We start from the raw sequence: 17,716 nt of genomic DNA, 5'->3' as shown, positions 1-17,716 counted from the left end.
CCGACCCGTAAGCTGACCGCGAGGACCAGACAGACAGCCATCGCCATGATCGGAGGCACGAGCCATGGGCTCGTCCGCGTCATGTCCTGTCCGTTTCGCCTCGCCCCGAACGGCCATCGCCCGGACCATTGCCAGATACGTCAGACTTCCCGCGGCGCCCCGAGGCCGCCTGTTCGCAACCATCGCCATTGCCTGGTCAGGTGCCGCGTGCGCCGCGACGCCGCCCTGCGTCGACTTCGCGAAGACAGCCCGCTGGACTGATTGGATCGACACGCCCGGACGCGCCCTCGGCGTGGCCGTCGCCGGATCGCTCGCCTGCGTTGCCGACGGCGATGCCGGCCTGCGCCTGATCGATGTCTCCGCCGACGGGTGCCGCTTCCTCGCCGCCGTCGAGACGCCGGGCACGGCCCGCGGCGTGGCCATGGCCGGCGCCTTCGCGTGGGTGGCCGACGCCGGCGGCGGCCTGGTGGTCGTCAAGATCAACGAGCCCGGGGATCCGGTGATCATCGGCGGCGTGGCGATGCCGGGCGAGGCGAACAGCGTCGCCCTGGCCGGCACGAAGGCCTATGTCGCGGCAGGCATCGCCGGCTTGTGCGTGATCGACACCGCCGTTCCAGCGGCGCCTTCGGTCGTCGCTGTCGTCGACACGCCCGGCGAGGCACTCGGCGTCGCCGTGGCCGGGAATCTCGTGTTCGTCGCCGACGGCCTGGCCGGCCTGCAGGTGATCGACGTGACGGTCCCCTCGGCTCCGTTCATCATCGGTACCGTCGACACGCCCGGCGAGGCCTTTGCCGTGGCCGTGCACGGCGGGCGCGCCTGTGTCGCCGACGGGTTGGCCGGTCTCCGCGTGATCGACGTCGCCAACCCCGGCGCGCCCGTGCTCCGCGGCGGCGCCGACACCCCGGGCATCGCGCTGGCCGTCGTTATGGCCGACGACACCGCCCTCGTCGCCGATTTCAGCAAGGGCCTGCAACTCGTCGATGTCACCGACCCCGATGCGCCGCAGGTGACCGGCCGTGTGGCCACTCCCGGTTACAGCTACGGCGTCGCCGTGACCGGTTCGCGGGCGCTCGTCGCCGACTGGGACCGCGGGTTGCAGGTCGCCGAGATCACCACTCCCGCCAGCCCGGCCCCACTCGGCCGGATCGGCACACCCGGCTCCGCCCAGGACCTGGTCATCCGTGACGGCCTCGCCTACGTCGCCGACGACGACCACAGCCTGGCCGTCATCGACCTGGCGAACCCGGCGGCCCCGGCCCTGGTCTCCAGCCTGCCCGCGCACGGACCGGGCAACGCCGTCGGCATCGCCGTCTCGGGTGACCTGGCCTGCATCGCCAACTGGGAGGGCGGCCTGGACGTGATCGACATCGGCAATCCCGCCGCGCCGCAGTGGCTGGGCAACGTCGCCGTGCCGGGCTTCGCCTGCGATGTCGTGATTGCCGGCAATCATGCGCTGGTGGCCGACCTCTTCACGGGCGTGAAGGTCGTCGACCTGGCCGAGCCGGGCGAACCCCGCATCGTCGCGGGCATTGACGTTCCCGGCGCCGCCAGCGGCCTCGCGCTCGCGGGCGACAGCCTCCTGGTCACGAGCCCGGCTTACGGCCTGCAGGTTGTCGATGTCTCCGACGTGCTGCAGCCGCGCCTGGTCGGCGGGGCCGACACGCCCGGCTATGCGCAGGATGTCGCGGTTACGGGCGCGTTCGCCTGCGTGGCCGATCTCGAGGCCGGGCTTCACGTGTTCGCGCTCACGGGCCCGGGTGCGCCACGACTCGTGGCAACGGTCGACACGCCCTCGCAGGCGGTGGCCGTCAGCCTCGGCGACGGGTTCGCCCTTGTCGCCGACGCGTGGTCGGGCGTGCAGGTCGTGGACCTGTCCGACCCGGGCCGCGCGCGACTCGCCGGCGGCATCGCCGCACTCGAGACGACCCGGAGCGCGGCAGCCGGCGACGGCATCATCGTGACCGCCGACGGCGAAACGGGCGTGACCGTGCACGCCGCCCCGTGCGCGAACGCGGCCGCCGCCGTGGTCCACGCCGTGCAACCGGGCCCCCCGTTCATCCACCCCAATCCCGCGAACGGCAGGGTCGACATCCGCTTCGCGGCGCCGGGCGCCACGGTGCCCGCCCTGGAGATCTACGACCTGGCCGGCCGGCTCGTGCGGAGGCTGCCGGGGACCGTGCGCGGCGCCGACCTGGCCGAGGCCGCCTGGGACGGCCGGGATGACCGCGGACGGCCGGTTCCGGCCGGAGACTACCTGGTGCGCGTGGCGGCGCCCGGAGCAGCCGGTGCCGCACGGGTCATGATGCTTCGCTGAAACAACGGGCGCGGCCAGGCCGCGCCCCACCCGTGCTTTGACGCCCGCAGCGGGTGTGTTACCCTGAGGCGTTCACCGTCCAGCGCACACCCGTCACCGGGAGCCGTCCATCGTGGCCCAGGTCATCCTCCAGCAGGTCAGCAAGACCTACCCCGGCGGCGTCATCGCCGTCCATCCGCTCGACCTGCATATCGCGCATGGCGAGTTCGCCGTGCTCGTCGGGCCTTCCGGGTGCGGCAAGTCGACGACGTTGCGCATGATCGCCGGACTCGAGGAGATCACCGGCGGCACCGTCTCCATCGGCGACCGTGTCGTCAATGACATCGAACCGCGCGACCGCAACATCGCGATGGTGTTCCAGAACTACGCCCTCTACCCGCACATGAACGTGCGCGAGAACCTGGCCTTCGGCCTCAAGATGCGGAAACTGCCGAAGGCGGAGATCACGGCGAAGGTCGAGGACGCCGCGCGCATCCTCGGCATCGAGACGCTGCTCGAACGCAAGCCGCGCGCCCTGTCGGGCGGCCAGCGGCAGCGCGTGGCCCTCGGTCGCGCCATCGTGCGCGATCCCGACGTGTTCCTCTTCGACGAGCCGCTCAGCAACCTCGACGCCAAGATGCGCGTGCAGATGCGCGCCGAGATCGCGCGCCTGCATCACCGGCTGGGCGCGACCATGATCTACGTCACGCACGACCAGACCGAGGCCATGACGCTGGGCCAGCGTATCGTGGTCATGAAGGACGGCATCGTGCAGCAGGTGGCCGCGCCGCTCGAACTCTACGAGCGTCCCGCCAACCGTTTCGTGGCCGGCTTCATCGGCTCGCCCGCGATGAACTTCCTCAGCGGGCGCCTGGAGCAGCACGACGGCCTGCGCTTCGTCACCGAAGCGGGGGAATCGGTGGGCCTGCCCGCCGGTTTCCGGCCCGCCGCCGCCTTGGTGGGCACGCCGACGATCCTCGGCATCCGCCCCGAGCACCTGGACGTGACGCCCGCGGGCGCCGGAGCTGGCCTTTCGGCTCCCGTGCAGGTCGTGGAATCGCTCGGCAACGAGACGATGGTCCACCTGGGGCTGGGCGGCGGCGTGCTGGTCGTGCGCTGCCCGGGCCAGGCTGCCGCGGTCATCGACAAGCCGCTGGGCGTGAACCTGCGCGCCGAATCGATCCGCCTGTTCGCGGCCGACGAGCAGGGCCGGGCCCTGCCCGTGGCCTGAGCCGCCGCGTGCGCTACAGCACCGACATCGTCGTGGTCGATCTCGAGGCCTCGTGCCCGGCCGAGGACCAGGGCAACAACGCCGTCGAGCGCAGCAGCATCATCGAGATCGGCGCCGTGCGCCTCGATCGCCGCTCGCTGGAGATCACCGCCACCTTCAGCGAGTTGGTGCGGCCGGAAGACCATCCGATCGTCCCGTTCATCACCGACATCACCGGCATCACGCCCGAGATGGTCGCCGGCTGCGACACCTTCGCGGCCGTGGGCCGGCGGTTCCTCGACTGGTACGGCCCGCGCAACAAGGCCATCATCGCCGCCTTCGGCGCCTACTACGACATCCCGCTGCTGCGCAAGGAATGCGATCGCTACGGACTGGACTTCCGGGCGCACATCGTCGGCGGCGCCTTCGACCTGCGTGCCGTCGCGATCGCCTGGCTGGCCGAGCGCGAACTGAAGACCAGCGGCCAGAACCTGTCCTCGGTGCTGGAGCAGATGGATCTGGGCGACCGCTTCGCCGCCCACCGCGCCGTCGAGGACGCCCGCGCCGCGGCGGCCGTCCTCCAGATGCACCACCTGGGCCGCGTGCCTGCCTGACGCCAGTCCGGCCGGCCGTGCAACCTGGCGGCCCCCGCGTGCGTTTTCAGAAGATTGCGCCGATCATGACGGCCCAGGCCCCGGTACCCCCGACGCGAGGTTTCCCCGTGACCGTTGTCCCGCGCCACCTGCTTGCTGCGTTCCTGGCCGCCGCGCTGGCCGCGGCGCCGGCCAGCGCCACCGACAACCCGACGGCCGCGCCCCATCCCGGCGCCGGCCTCATCCACGCCACGGTCACGCTGGACGACGGCACCAGCCACGTCGGCTACCTGCGGTGGGTGGACGAGGACGCGTTCTGGGACAACATCTTCTCGGCCCGGCAGCGCGACCTGCCGTGGTTCGACTTCGCCGACCGTGAACAACTGGTCCGCGAGCGCCGCCAGCGCGAGTACGGGTCGCGCGGCCTGCTGAACCGCCTGGCCTGGGCGCTGCACAACCGCGAAGAGGACGTGCACATCAGCCGCCCCTTCATCTGCCGTTACGGCGACCTGGCCGCCCTGCGCCTGACCGAGGACGAGGAGAAGCCGGTCATCGCCGTGCTCCGCGACGGTCGCGAGGTCGCCGTGGGCGGGCCGTCCCACGACCTGCGCTCGGACCTGATCGTCTACCCGAAGCCCGACCAGCCGGTCGAACTGGCCTGGGATGACGTGCGGGAGATCCGCTTCAGCGCCGCGCCGGCAGGCGCCGTGCCCTATGCCGCGCGGCTGGCGGGCACCGTGGAGTTCCGGGGCGGCAGCTTCGCCGGCAGCCTCCAGTGGGACACCTCGGAGTGCACGAGCATCGACACCATCGACAGCGACGAACAGGATGTCGCCCTCACGCAGGTGCGCCGCATCGCCCGCAGCCGGCGCGGCGGCAGCGACGTCATCTTGACCGACGGTCGCGTGCTCAACCTTGACGGCACCAACGATGTCGGGAGCGGCAACCGCGGCGCCGCGGTGGACGTTGCCGGCGTGGGCCGGATCATCGTGCCCTGGAACCGCTTCATTGCCGCCGAGCTGCGCCTGGTGCCCGCCACGTCGCCCGGCTATGCCGACTTCGCGCCGCCGCGCGCATTGGCCGGTGTCGTCACGACGACCGACGGCCGTACCCTGCAGGGGCGCCTGGTCTACGACCTCGACGAGGCGACCACCATCGACATCCTCCATGGCGCGCTGGACGAATGCGAATACCAGATCCCCTTCGGGCTCGTCGCCTCGATCACGCCCACGGTCCCGGGCTCGTGCGAAGTCGTCCTGCGCGACGGGCGGCGCCTGGTGCTCGGGGGCGACGAGGACACGGGCGAGGGCCACGCCGGAATGCTGGTGTTCGGGGAGGGCCGGGAGAAGCCCGACTACGTACCCTGGAGCGGCATGAAACTGGTCACTTTCGCGCCCTGAACGCCCTGGCGGGCCGGCGCGCAACCACCCCACGTTCCTCCTTGAATCGGGCGGCCCGTTGGCGCATTTTCGGTCGTGCCGACCGCCGCCGGGCCCCGGGCACCCACCCGGGCGCCGCCCCCGTCATGAAGGAGCCCCCCGTGCCTGACGTCTCCCGCCAGTTCGAGGCCCAGAAGGCGAACTTCGCCCGCTGGGAGATCCTCAAGGACATCATCGACCAGCAGATCGACCTGATGCTCAACTACCGGCAGAGCGGCCACCCCGGCGGCAGCCGTTCCAAGGCGCACTATTTCATCAGCCTGCTGTTGTCGGGCGCGATGCGCTGGGACATCCGCGACCCGGGAAAGCGGTTCGGCGACCGCTTCGTGCTGGTGGCGGGCCACACGGTACCGCTGGTCTACGGCACGCTGGCCGTGTTCAACGAAGCGCTGCGCCTCATGTACGCGAAGACCGGTGATGCGAAGTACCTCGTCCACGGCGGCAGCGAGCGCATGCTGACCTGGGAAGACCTGCTCGACTTCCGCGACGTCGGCGGCCTGCCCGGCCACGCCGAGATGGCGGGCAAGAACCTCTTCGTGAAGTTCAACACCGGCCCCAGCGGCCACGGCGCGCCGGCGGCGGTGGGCGAGGCGCTGGCGCTTCGCTGCGCGGGCGCGAAGGACGTGCGGGTCTTCGGCATCGAGGGCGAGGGCGGCCACACGGCGGGCTGCTGGCACGAGGCGAAGAACTCGGCCTACGGGCTGGGCCTGGACAACCTCTGCATCATCCTCGACTGGAACGACTACGGCATCGACTCCAATGCCTACAGTTCGATCGTACACGGCACGCCGCGCGACTGGTTCACCTCTTACGGGTGGGATGTGCACGAGGCCGTCGACGGCAGCGACTGGACGCAGGTCACCCGCGCGCTGCTCGAGACCGTGCATGGTCCCGGCACGCCGCTGCGCCCGCGGATGGTCTTCGGCCGCACGCGCAAGGGACGCGGGTACCACACCTACGACAACAACGCGCACGGCTCCGCCCACAAGATGAACGGCGAGAAGTTCTGGCTTTGCCGCCAGGACTTCAGCGACATCTACGGCACGCAGTGGCACGGCCAGGGCGAGGCGGCGCCCGCCGACGCCGAAGCGCGCCGCGAACAGTTCGCGGCCAACCTCAATGCCGCGCTCGACGTGCTGCGGCGCGACGAGGACCTGGTGCGCTACCTGGCCGACCGCCTGGTCGAGCTGGGCGACAGTGTCCCGACCGAGTTGCCGGGATTCCGCCTGCCCGAATCGAAGAATCCGCTGAAGGACCCGGCGCTGCTGGACGTTGCGCAGTATCCCGCGGAACTGTGGGCCAAGCCCGGCGCCAGGCAGCCGAACCGCGCCGCCCTGTCCGCCTGGGGCAGCTACATCAACAGCTGGAGCCTGCAGAAGTACGGACGTCCGCTGTTCCTTGTCTGCGCAGCCGACCTGGCCGGTTCCACCAACATCGACGGCTTCGCCAAGCCCTTTGGCGACATGCCCAACCTCGGCTGGTACCAGCGCGAGACGAATCCCGACGGCGTGCTGTTGCCGCAGGGCATCACCGAGTTCGCCAACGCCGGCATCATGGTCGGCGCCGCCTCGGTGAACTTCTCCAGCGACCCCGAGAACGAGTTCAACGGCTTCTTCACCGCCTGCAGCACCTACGCGGCGTTCAGCTACCTGAAGTACGGCCCCATGCGCCTGTACAGCCAGCTGGCGCAGGACTGCGAGCTGAAGGTGGGCACCACCATCTGGGTGGCCGGGCACAGCGGCCCTGAAACCGGCGAGGACAGCCGCACGCACTTCGGCATCTTCAGCCCCGGCGCCACGCAGATGTTCCCCGACGGCCAGGTGATCGACATCCACCCCTGGGAATACAACGAGGTGCCGGTGATGATCGCCGCGGCGCTGGCCACGGGCAAGCCGATCGTGGCGCTGCACCTCACGCGCCCGCCGGTGAAGATCCCCGACCGCCAGGCCCTCGGCCTGGGCTCTCATTTCGAGGCGGCGCGCGGCGCCTACATCCTGCGCGACTGGAAGCCGGGCCTGCCGCGGCAGGGCGTGGTCATGGTGCAGGGCACGATGAGCACAGCTGGCCTGATCGAGGCGCTGCCGGCCATCGATGCGGCGGGCGTCAACGTCAAGTTCGTGGCCGTGCCGAGCCCGCAGCTGTTCGCGCTGCAGGACGAGGACTACCAGGAGCAAGTGCTGTCGCCGGGCGACCGCCTCAACAGCACCTACATCACCAACCGCGCGCGTCGCACGATGTTCGACTGGACGTTCAACCCGCTGGCCGAACGCTACGCGATGAGCAGCGACTGGGACGACGAGTGGCGTCCCGGCGGCTCGCCCGAGGACGTGTGCGAGAACGCCGGCCTCGACGCCGAATCGATCGCGCAGGGCGTGATCGCCTTCGCCGAGGACTGGTCCGAACGCATGAAGGAACTCGGGACCATGCTGGGGCAGGCGCGCGGCTGACACGCCACGGCCGACGTTGAGGGAAAGAAGGCGCCCGCAGCAACGGCTGCGGGCGCCTCTTTCGATCGGCAACGATCGCGCGGGGCGACCTCTACTTGCCGGCCTTCGGGCAGGCGCTGGCGCCGGCGCAGGTGCTGGCGCTCGGGCAGGCGGCAGCGGCGGCGGTGGCGGCGCAGGCAGCCTTGCCGGCACACGCAGCCTTGTCACACCCGGCCTTGCCGGCGCACGCAGCCTTGTCGCACCCGGCCTTGCCGGCGCAGGCGGCCTTGTCGCCACACGCGGCCTTGCCTGCGCAAGCAGCCTTGTCGCCACACGCGGCCTTGTCGCAGCCAGCCTTGCCGGCGCACGCAGCCATGTCCCCGCAGCCCTTCGCGCCATGGCACGACTTCGCGCGGTGCATCGGGCACGCGGGGCCCTCACCGACCAGGCACATGCCGACGCAGGCGCTGCCGCCGCCATGGGCGTAGCGCATCATCTTGTGGCCCATGCGGGCGTGGTGCCCGCCGTGGCCGCACTTCGACGCACAGGCCGAGGCATCGCAGCCCTTGGTCGCACAACCGCTGGCCTCGCCGGCCTTGCACTTCGCGGCGCAGGCCTCAGCCTCGGCCGGCGAGCACTTCGACGCACAGGCTTTGGCTGCGCAGGCCTTGGCCGCGTCACCCTGCGTGCAGGCGGCCGAGCACGCCTTGTCGGCACCATGGGCGCACGCGGCCGCACAGGCCTTGCCGGCTTCCGGCGCCGCCGCCGGGGCATCCTCAGCCACGGCCACAGCCACGCTCAACATCGAGGCCAGCATCAGCGTGGCCATCACAGTCAGGTACTTACGGACATTCATCTTCGTATCCTCCGGTCACAAGTGTTGGGGGGCGCATCCCTGAAAGACGCGCCTTTCTAGGTGTACTGGGGAACGCCGATCGATCGCGGGGGCGGCACCGGCGGCCGGAGGTCGCGGGAGGCGGCGACAAGGTCGCCATGAAGGATGGCCCCAAGCACCGTGCGCTCGGGATCAGGCACCGACAGCACGTGCGTGAACAGCAGCGGGCCGCCGTGATTGACACATTGCTGGCAGCGGGCACTGCCGCCGTCCGGGCAGGCCGGCACGCGCGCAGGAGCCTCGCCCTGGCCGCTGCAGCAGCCGTGCCGCTCGTTACCCCGAGGCAGCGCAGCACCCTCGGCCGGCCGAGCGCCGCAACAGCCCCCGCGCACGACCTTGACGGTCTGCCGGGCCATCTCGCGCATCGGCAGCTGCCGCGCCTCCACCGCGGGCCACAGCGCCAGCCAGGCTGCCAGCGGCAGCCAGGCAAGGGCGATGAGGCGTGCGGTGCGGTGATGCAAGCGGTCAACTCTCCGAAGAAACGATCCTGTGGCAGGGATCAGGACGCCCAAACGCGGGGGAACAACCCGGGCACCCCTGAGGTTCCCGCGGCGCCCCCAACCGGCTTCCCGGCCGGCCACGGCGCCTACCAGTCTGGCAGGCGATCGGGTTGCTGGCAAGCCCGGCGCGCGCCGCTCGACGCGCGGCCGCACGGCAGCTATTCTGGGGCACCATCGACCCGGAGCGTCCCCGAACCCCGCAAGGACTGGACCATGCCCCGACTGTCATCCCCCTTCACCGCACCCGCGGCCCTTGTCCTCGCTGCCGCCGTGTCCTGTGTCCTGTTCCCGGCCGCGGCGCTGGCGGGTGGTTCCGGCGCCGATACGCCGGGGACATTCACGTTGGTCGAGAGCTGGCCCGAACATACACAACTCGATCTATCCGCTATTCCCGACGCCCCGGCGGTCTGGGCCCAGGTCATGGGCGATGCCGCCACGAGGCTGGACCTGGCCGGCTTCTATTTCAGCCGCAAGGGTGACGGCAAGGATGCCGGCGGCCCTGCGGGAGCGCCCGACCTCCTGCTGCCGGTACTGGCGCAGGTCGAAGCGGCCGCCGGTCGCGGCGTCAAGGTGCGCCTGCTGGCCGACGCCAAGTTCGCCGCCAACTACGCCGAGGTCCCGGCCTGGGCCGGGGCGTTGCCCGGCGCCGAGAGTCGCCTGTTCGATGTCGGCAAGGCCTGGGGCGGCGTCCTGCACGCCAAGTATTTCCTCGTCGATGACGACGGGCTCTACCTGGGCAGCCAGAATTTCGACTGGCGCGCCCTGGGGCAGATCCACGAGCTGGGCATCCTCGTGCGCGACCGCACGCTCGCCGCGCGCGCGCGGCGCATCTTCGACCTCGACTGGGCGCTGGCCGGCGGCCAACAGACCGCGACGGCATCCACCCCGGGCGGTCCGGCGCAGGCCCCGCTGGCCGGGTTGCCCGCAGTGACGCTCACGAGCCCGGACGGTGCGGAAGTGCGCGCGGTCCTGGCAGCGAGCCCCCAGGCCGGCCTGCCCGCCGACGTGCCCTGGGACCTGCCGCTGCTGGTGGAGATGATGGATGCGGCGCGCGACTCGGTGCACCTGCAGCTGCTGTCGTATTCGGTCGCCGACCGCGAGGGCCGGCTGTTCGACGACCTCGACCGCGCGCTGCGGCGCGCCGCCGTGCGCGGCGCGAAGGTGCGCATCATCCTGGCCGACTGGGCCGCCACGAAGTACGCGGTGCCCTGGCTGAAGAGCCTGGCTGCAGTGCCGGGCATCGAACTGCGGCTGACCAGCATCCCGGCGCACCCCGAGGGCTTCATCCCCTTTGCGCGCGTCGAGCACGCCAAGTACCTGACCGTCGACGGCAACGCCATGTGGCTGGGCACGTCGAACTGGTCGCGCGACTACTTCTTCGAGTCGCGCAACCTCGGGCTCTTCCTGACCGGCGCCGGGGCCCCGCGCGACGCCGACGTTTTCTTCAACCAGAGCTGGAACGGTCCGTACGCCACGGCCGTCACGCCGTGCGGCGACTATGCCGCACCGCGCCGCAACTGAACCGACAAGGAGACCCGATGAGCACCGGGAACCGACCGCCTGTCCGCCTGACGCCCGAGCGCACAGCGCTGGTCGTCATCGACCTCCAGGAGCGCTTCCGCGGCCTGGTCCACGGCATGGACCAGGTACTCGAGCGTTCACTTCGCCTGATCGCGTTCTGCCGCCAGCTCGAGATCCCGGTGATCGTCACCGAGCAGTATCCGCGCGGGCTGGGCGTGACCATGACCGAGGTCCGCGAGGCCTGCCGCCCGTTCACCGCCATCGAGAAGATGACGTTCAGCTGCGCGGGCGACGCCGCCTTCAACGAGGCGCTGCGGGCCACCGGGCGCGACCAGGTCATTCTCTGCGGCATCGAGACGCACGTGTGCGTCTACCAGACCGCGTGCGACCTGCTGCGCGACGGCAAGCAGGTGGCCCTGGCTGCCGATGCCGTCAGCTCGTGCCGCCCGGCCGACCGCGACCTGGGTCTGCAGCGCCTGCGCGACGTGGGCGCCGACGTCATGGGTACGCAGATGATCATGTTCGAGATCCTGCGCGAAGCCGGGACGCCGGCGTTCAAGCGGGTCTCGGCGCTGCTGAAGAACTGACGGGGGATGCAGGCCATGAGCAGTTATCAAGGCGTCGACTTCTACCGCGTGGACGCATCACTCAGCGACGAGGAGCGCGGCGTTCGCGACGTCGTCCGTCGGTTCGTCGACGAACGGTTCCTGCCGAACCTGCGCGGGCATTTCCGCGCGGGCACCTTCCCGCTCGACCTGGCGCCGGAAATGGGCGCACTCGGCCTGCTCGGTTCGTCGGTGAAGGGACCGGGCTGCCCCGGGCTCAGCCCCACCGTCTATGGACTGATCTGCCGTGAACTCGAGCGCGGCGACAGCGGCCTGCGCAGCTTCGCGTCGGTTCAGGGTTCGCTCGTGATGTGGCCCATCGCCACCTACGGCACCGACGAGCAGAAGCAGCGCTGGCTGCCCGAACTGGCGGCGGGCCGCCGCATCGGCTGCTTCGGGTTGACCGAAGCCGACCACGGCTCGGACCCCGGCGGCATGGAGACGCGCGCCGAGCGCGACGGCGACGGTTGGGTCCTGAGCGGCAGCAAGCTGTGGATCACGAATGCCAACGTGGCCGACGTGGCGGTGGTCTGGGCGCGGACGCCCGAAGGGGTCAGCGGCTTCCTGGTCGAGCGCGGCACGCCGGGCTTCACCACGAATACCATCCACGGCAAGTTCAGCCTGCGCGCCTCGGACACGGGCGAGCTGGTCTTCGACCAGGTGCGCCTGCCCGACAGCGCGCGGCTGCCGGGCGCGCGCGGACTGAAGGCCCCGCTGTCGTGCCTGAACCAGGCCCGCTACGGCATCGCCTGGGGCGTTGTCGGCGCCGCCATGGACTGCTACGACACGGCGCTGCGCTATGCACAGGCGCGCCATCAGTTCGGCCAGCCCATCGCCTCGTTCCAGCTGGTGCAGCACAAGCTGGTCGAGATGCTGACGGGCATCACCCAGGCGCAGGCCATGTGCCGGCAGCTGGGCCGGCTCAAGGATGCCGGCATCGACGAGGTGCCGCTGGTGTCCCTTGCCAAGCGCGCCCATGTGGCGATGGCGCTGGACTGCGCGCGCAAGGCCAGGGACATTCTGGGGGCGGCCGGCATCACCGACGAGTTCTCGCCGGGACGCCACATGGCCAATCTCGAATCGGTCTACACATACGAAGGCACCCACGATATCCATACCCTGATCGTGGGTGCCGAGATCACCGGTTCGCCGGCGTTCCGCTAGAACTTGTAGCCGAAGCCGAGCGCCATCGTCTGCTTGAACTGGCCCGCCTTGCGGATGGCGTTCAGCACGTCGGCCTCGTTGGCCAGCGTGTTGTCGTCGCCCACCGACGGCTTGACCGAGTTGTCGTACTTGTCGTAGACCCACCGCGTGAACAGCTTCACCGAGATCACCTTCGTGATGTTCGCCGACAGCGTGTTCTCCCAGTCCAGGTCCAGCGCCGTCGTGTAGTCGGCGATGTCGTCGGGCATGACGGCCGTCGACGTGAACCCGTCCTCGAAGACCGACTTGCCGGACCAGGTCAGGGGCCGGTCGATGGTCAGCTTCGACTCCCAGGCCACGCGATCGCCCAGCAGCGCCGACTTGTACTCGGTCACCAGTTCGGCGCTGGTGGTGTACGCGGTCTCCGATTGCGTCGTCGTCGAGGGCGCCGGCTCGTCGAAGAAGCGCCGGCTGCTCTGCGACAGGCCCAGGCCCAGCCGCATCGACAGCGACCGCTTCTCGGTGGCGACAAGCTGGCGCGAAACGCCCGCCGACTCGCGGAACGTCTTCGGGTTCAGGTTCAGGTCGCGCCCCGCCGCGTCACTCAGGTCGCGGAACAGCGACGAGAAGCCGACCGCCACGTACGGGTCCCAGCCACTGGCGACGGTCAGGCGCCCGAGCGACTCGAACTCGATCGCGTCGGTGTTCTTGTCCGCGCGCAGCCAGGTCAGGCTGCCGTCCGTGCCCCGGGCCTGCTGGTGGTTCTGGCCGTAGGCCAGCTTGAGCGTGTTCTGCCAGTTGAACTTCGCGCTCATCTGCTTCTCATGCCGGCCTGCGAAGGTCACCGACCAGTTGACCGAGCCCTTGTCGCCGCCGTTCCAGTTCTTGCTGTACGAACTCTGGAGCATGTTCACGGCGAACTCGGCCTCATGGCGCGAAGCACCGACGGCCAGCGGTTCACCGGCCAGGGCCGCAGTCGCGGTGAGGAGTGCTGCGGACGCCAGCAGCAAGGGGATTTTCCGGATGTTCACGCGAGGTCATTCCTTTCGGTTCCACGATCGTGGCCGCGGGGCGCGGCCTGCCAAACAGGAGAGCCGCCGTGGCGGGCTCCTCCGGGAAGAATCACTGGGCGCCGATCACCAGGTCGATGCGCCGGTTGCGCGCCTTGCCGGCCGCCGTGCTGTTGGGCGCCAGGGGCCGGTCGGGGCCGAGGCCCACCGTGGTGATGACACCGCTTCCGAGCGAGAGCTTCTTCTCCAGCAGGCGCGCCACCGCCGCGGCGCGCTTCTCCGAGAGCTTCAGGTTCGCGTCACGGCCACCCGAGTCGTCGGTGTGGCCCTCGATCGTCAGGGGCGCGCCCGGGAAGCGGCTGACCGCATCGGCGATCTTGCCCACCAGCTTGTCCTGCCCCTTGCCCAGCTCGGCGCTGCCCACGCCGAACGAGAGCGCAAACACGCGCAGTACGACGCCACCCTCGGCGGTGACGACGATCTCGGCCTCGTCCTTGCCGAAGGCCTGCCGCACCGCGGCGATGGCTTCCTCGCGCTGCTGCTTGCGCGTGAGCACGGACTCGGCCGCCGAGCGGTCGGCTTCGGCCATGCCCGCCCGCAGTTCCGTATCCCAGAGCTTCTTGCGCAGGGCGCTGATCTCGGCCTGCTGCGTCGCCACCTGCGCCTCCAGGGCCTCGGCGCGGTCGCCCACCGTGCCCGCCAGGCGACGATTCTCCACGCGCAGCGAATCGACCTCCACCTGGCGGCGCAGGCTGGCGGTCGTGAGGCGCTCGATGAGGTCGGCAGCCGCCGGGGCGCCCGCCAGCAAGGGCGAGGGCTCGACGCCGTACAGGGCGCCGATCTCCGCCAGGGACTGGTCGTAGCGCCCGAGCAGGGCTTCCAGGGCGCTCTTGTGCTGCCGCATCTGGTTGAGGAACTCGGCGGCGTTGACCAGCCGGCGGGCCTCCTGTTCGACGGCCGCCCAGTTCGCGGCCGCGCCCTGCTCGTCCGCGCCGCGGATCAGGGCCTCCACGTCCCACCACGCGTTCGGCATCGTGCCCTTGCCGCCGGCACGACGCGCCTGCTCCATCAGCTGGCGCGCCGTGGCACCCGGGTCAACGGCCTGGGCAGCCGCCTGGCCGGCCAGCGCGAACACCAGCATCGCCAGCACCGCCAGCAGCAGGTTACGGGCCCCGTTCGACATCTTTCCCATGGCGCTCATCCTCCTGATCTCCAACTCCGTCAGGCCGTCGGCAGGCCGTCGCGCTCGCCGACCACCGCGCGCACCGCCGCCACTGCGGCATTCACGCCCACTTTACCCAGGCAGTTGTGCAACGGGCAGCGCTCCAGCAGGCACGCGTGCCGGCCGGGACACCCAACCTCGGGCACCAGGACCCGGTTCCAGCGGCTCCGCGGCCCCCAGCGCCGGGGGCTCATGGCCGGCACCGGCGGGTAGATGCCGACCACACCCAGGCCCAGCGCGCCCGCCAGGTGCAGCGGACCGGTCGAGGGCCCGAGGAATACATCGCCGGACGACAGCACGCCAAGAAACTCGCGCAAGGCGTACATGTCCAGCAGCACCTCGACGCGCGGATCCAGCCCGGCGGCCTGCATGGCCAGTACAGCCGGTCCGTCGCCCCCGTGGCCGGTCACGAAAACGCGCCAGCCCGGCTGCGCCGCCAGCTGGCCCGCCACGGCCGCGAACCGGGCCGGGTCCCAATCGAGGGCCGAGCCGCCGGAGCCCGGATGCACGAAGGCGACCACGCGCGCCCCGGGCGCCCGCTGGCGGCGAAAGGTGCGCCCGATCTCCAGCTGGGCCGCGCCCAGGTGCAGGCGCGGCTCGGCATCCCGCGGCGCGGCCACCCCGGCGACGCGCGCCAGGAGATCGAGGTTGAAGTCCATCTCGTGACGTCCGCCACGCGATCGATGCTGCCACGAGCCGCGGTTGAGCAGCAGCCAGCTCGAGGGTTTCGAAAGCGGGCCGTAGCGCCGCCGGATACCCGCGCGGGCCAGGAGCCGCGCCAGCGGCGCCCGGAAATGCAGCAGCACCGCAGCATCGAAGTGCTCCGCGCGCAGGCGCTCCACCAGCTCGGCGTCGGCGAGCGGACCGCCCGCTTGCCCAGGTCCAGACGGCCGCCACGGCGGGATCGTTCTCGACCAGCGGCGCACAGGCCGGGCTCACCAGCGCGTGGAACTGCCAGTCGGGATGCGCGGCGCGACCAACCGCGAACACGGGCAGCGAGAGCACCAGGTCGCCCAGGCGGTCGGTGCGGGCCACGAGGATCTTCACGCCTGCCCCAGGCGCCAGAGCTTGACGTACTTCGCCAGGACGTAGAAGGCCGAAGCGCGGCACAACACGAGTCCCGGGCCGCCGTCACGCCAGCCGCCCTGCAGCAGCCACATGCGCCAGAAGGCCGCTTCGGCCCGCACCACGGCGGCGCCGGGGCCGCAGCGGCGGCCGCGCGCGTGCAGGTCGCCGGCCGCCAGCGAAGTGTAGCGGTCCAGCTTGGCAATGTACTGCTCCATCGTCTCGTACGGATGGTGCCGCAGCAATCCGCCGAGCCGCACCGCAGTGCCGGGATGGCGCACGCTCTCGTGCACCGGGCGGTCGTCGAAGGACGCGCGTTCGCGATCGAACAGCCGCACGACCCAGTCGGGATGCCAGCCGCAGTGGCGGATCCACCCCCCCAGGAAGCGGCTCAGCCGGTTGACCGCGAAGGCGGCCGCTGCGGGCTGTTCCGGCAGCGCTGCGATGGCGGCTGCCAGCTCAGGCGACACTTCCTCGTCCGAGTCCACGTTGAAGACCCAGCGGTTGCGGCACAGGCCGACGGCCCGCTGCTTGGTGGGCCCGAAACCCTCCCACGCGCCCTGATGCAGGATCGCGCCGAAGCGTTCGCAGACGGCGGCCGTGTCGTCGGCGCTGCCCTGGTCGAGCACCACGATCTCGTCGGCGAACGTCAGCGAAGCCAGGCAGCGTTCGAGCTGCCGGGCGGCGTCCTTCGTGATGATGGCGACCGACACCTTCACGGTTACGGGCCTTTCCGCCGGGCCCGGCTCAGGAGCCGGGCTCGAGCAGGATCTTGCCGAAGCTGGTGCGCACCTCGAGCTTCTCGTGCGCCCGCGCGGCTTCCGCGAACGGAAACACGCTGTCGATGCGCGGAGCGATCGCGCCGTCGGCCAGCAGGGCCAGCAGCGCTTCCATCCAGGCGCCGGTGCGCGCGCCCTCGTCCCACATGCGTCCCAGGTTGACGCCGCCCAGCGAGCGGTTGTCGTTCATCAACCGTATCGGGTTGATCGAAAGCCAGGGCACCTGCGCCAGCGTCCGCAGCGACGACAGGATGCCCGAGCTGCTGCCGGTGGCGGCGCCCGCAAAGCCGAACAGCACCAGGTGGCCGCAGCGCGACAGGCACTTGTAGCTTTCCAGGATCCAGCGGCCATTGCGCGGCTCAAGCGCGGCTTCGACGCCGCGGCCGCCCGTCGCCTCGCGCACGAGCGGCGCATAGCCGGCCAGTCCCGAGTCGAAGACGAAGGCCAGTCCCTGCGCGCGCAACTCGTCGTGCTTCGACGGCGAGGCCGAGCCGATCACCCTGACGCCCGTAATCGCGCAGAGCTGCACGACGGCCTGCCCGACGCCGCCGCCGGCCGACTGCACCAGCACCGTGCCGCCCGGCGCCACGGGAGCCATCACGCGCACCATCTGCCACGCGGTCAGGTAGTTCACCGGCACGGCGGCCGCCGCGCGCAGGTCCGCACCGTCAGGCAGCGGCCAGGCCAGCGCGGCGGGCACGCAGACCTGCTCGCTGTAGCCGCCGAAGTTGCACATCGCCACTGCCGGGCGGCCCTGCAGGGCAGGGTCCACGCCGTCGCCCACGGCGTCGATCGTGCCGGACACCTCGTAGCCGGCCACCGCCGGCAGCTTCGGTGCGTCGGGATACAGCCCGCGCCGCATCATGACGTCGGCGAAATTGACCCCGGCAAACGCCACGCGCAGGCGCACCTGGCCGCGCGAAGGCCGCGGCGAAGGTACCTGGCGCACCTCGAGCACGGAGGGCTCGCCCCGCCGCCGCATCCACACCTGGCGCATCAGGTCCTGGGACATGTT

At 70.9% G+C, this 17,716-nt stretch carries 15 protein-coding genes; 8 read left to right on the top strand and 7 right to left on the bottom strand.

Translation table 11 applies throughout. The features are described 5' to 3' along the window. The first annotated feature begins 292 nt into the window (after window positions 1–292). The 5 genes from IPG61_14505 (at window position 293) to IPG61_14485 (ending at window position 7,982) form a co-directional block, all read left to right on the top strand. On the top strand, window positions 293–2,314 hold the full coding sequence (locus IPG61_14505; protein ID MBK6735259.1) for a hypothetical protein: 2,022 nt from the start codon (window positions 293–295) through the stop codon (window positions 2,312–2,314). A 112-nt stretch (window positions 2,315–2,426) separates the two neighbouring features. Then, window positions 2,427–3,524, top strand: coding sequence for a sn-glycerol-3-phosphate ABC transporter ATP-binding protein UgpC (ugpC, locus tag IPG61_14500; protein MBK6735258.1), 1,098 nt, complete (start codon window positions 2,427–2,429; stop codon window positions 3,522–3,524). An 8-nt stretch (window positions 3,525–3,532) separates the two neighbouring features. Then, window positions 3,533–4,117 (top strand): exonuclease domain-containing protein, encoded by a 585-nt coding sequence (locus tag IPG61_14495; GenBank protein MBK6735257.1) that lies wholly within the window; start codon window positions 3,533–3,535, stop codon window positions 4,115–4,117. A 107-nt stretch (window positions 4,118–4,224) separates the two neighbouring features. Then, the gene (locus tag IPG61_14490; protein ID MBK6735256.1) at window positions 4,225–5,496 is read left to right on the top strand and encodes a hypothetical protein; all 1,272 of its coding nucleotides are present in this window, start codon (window positions 4,225–4,227) and stop codon (window positions 5,494–5,496) included. A gap of 125 nt (window positions 5,497–5,621) precedes the next feature. Beyond that, window positions 5,622–7,982, top strand: a complete 2,361-nt coding sequence (locus IPG61_14485) for a transketolase (protein MBK6735255.1) — start codon at window positions 5,622–5,624, stop codon at window positions 7,980–7,982. Window positions 7,983–8,073: 91 nt separating this feature from the next. Here IPG61_14485 and IPG61_14480 read toward each other — a convergent pair whose 3' ends face one another. Both IPG61_14480 and IPG61_14475 read right to left on the bottom strand, forming a co-directional pair. Further along, entirely contained in the window at window positions 8,074–8,817 is a 744-nt protein-coding gene (locus IPG61_14480; GenBank protein ID MBK6735254.1) for a hypothetical protein, read from the bottom strand. 56 nt (window positions 8,818–8,873) lie between these two features. Continuing rightward, the gene (locus tag IPG61_14475; GenBank protein ID MBK6735253.1) at window positions 8,874–9,317 is read right to left on the bottom strand and encodes a hypothetical protein; all 444 of its coding nucleotides are present in this window, start codon (window positions 9,315–9,317) and stop codon (window positions 8,874–8,876) included. 252 nt (window positions 9,318–9,569) lie between these two features. Here IPG61_14475 and IPG61_14470 point away from each other — a divergent pair, with 252 nt between their 5' ends. Genes IPG61_14470 through IPG61_14460 form a run of 3 tightly spaced genes read left to right on the top strand, consistent with a single transcriptional unit; the run spans window position 9,570 to window position 12,646 of the window. Then, a complete protein-coding gene (locus IPG61_14470) occupies window positions 9,570–10,877 on the top strand; it encodes a hypothetical protein (GenBank protein ID MBK6735252.1) in 1,308 nt (435 codons plus the stop codon). A gap of 17 nt (window positions 10,878–10,894) precedes the next feature. Next, window positions 10,895–11,464 (top strand): hydrolase, encoded by a 570-nt coding sequence (locus IPG61_14465; GenBank protein ID MBK6735251.1) that lies wholly within the window; start codon window positions 10,895–10,897, stop codon window positions 11,462–11,464. 15 nt (window positions 11,465–11,479) lie between these two features. Further along, entirely contained in the window at window positions 11,480–12,646 is a 1,167-nt protein-coding gene (locus IPG61_14460; protein ID MBK6735250.1) for an acyl-CoA dehydrogenase family protein, read from the top strand. On the opposite strand, the gene IPG61_14455 is transcribed toward IPG61_14460, so the two are convergent. The 5 genes from IPG61_14455 to IPG61_14435 all read right to left on the bottom strand — a co-directional run bounded on the left by IPG61_14455 (window position 12,643) and on the right by IPG61_14435 (window position 17,713). Further along, window positions 12,643–13,656 (bottom strand): DUF3078 domain-containing protein, encoded by a 1,014-nt coding sequence (locus IPG61_14455; GenBank protein MBK6735249.1) that lies wholly within the window; start codon window positions 13,654–13,656, stop codon window positions 12,643–12,645. The two genes, IPG61_14460 and IPG61_14455, sit on opposite strands and share 4 nt — an antisense overlap. A 91-nt stretch (window positions 13,657–13,747) precedes the next feature. Then, a complete protein-coding gene (locus IPG61_14450) occupies window positions 13,748–14,827 on the bottom strand; it encodes an OmpA family protein (GenBank protein MBK6735248.1) in 1,080 nt (359 codons plus the stop codon). Between the two features lie 29 nt (window positions 14,828–14,856). Further along, the gene (locus IPG61_14445) at window positions 14,857–15,699 is read right to left on the bottom strand and encodes a glycosyltransferase family 9 protein (GenBank protein ID MBK6735247.1); all 843 of its coding nucleotides are present in this window, start codon (window positions 15,697–15,699) and stop codon (window positions 14,857–14,859) included. 201 nt (window positions 15,700–15,900) lie between these two features. Beyond that, on the bottom strand, window positions 15,901–16,641 hold the full coding sequence (locus IPG61_14440; protein ID MBK6735246.1) for a glycosyltransferase family 2 protein: 741 nt from the start codon (window positions 16,639–16,641) through the stop codon (window positions 15,901–15,903). 28 nt (window positions 16,642–16,669) lie between these two features. Then, window positions 16,670–17,713: a zinc-binding dehydrogenase gene (locus tag IPG61_14435; protein MBK6735245.1), complete on the bottom strand. Its 1,044-nt coding sequence runs from the start codon at window positions 17,711–17,713 to the stop codon at window positions 16,670–16,672. Window positions 17,714–17,716: the final 3 nt, after the last annotated feature.

The sequence above is a fragment of the bacterium genome, assembly GCA_016703265.1.
GTDB lineage: Bacteria > Krumholzibacteriota > Krumholzibacteriia > LZORAL124-64-63 > LZORAL124-64-63 > CAINDZ01.
The sequence above is the reverse complement of the archived record's forward strand: the minus strand, read 5'-3'. Positions and strand labels throughout refer to the sequence as shown.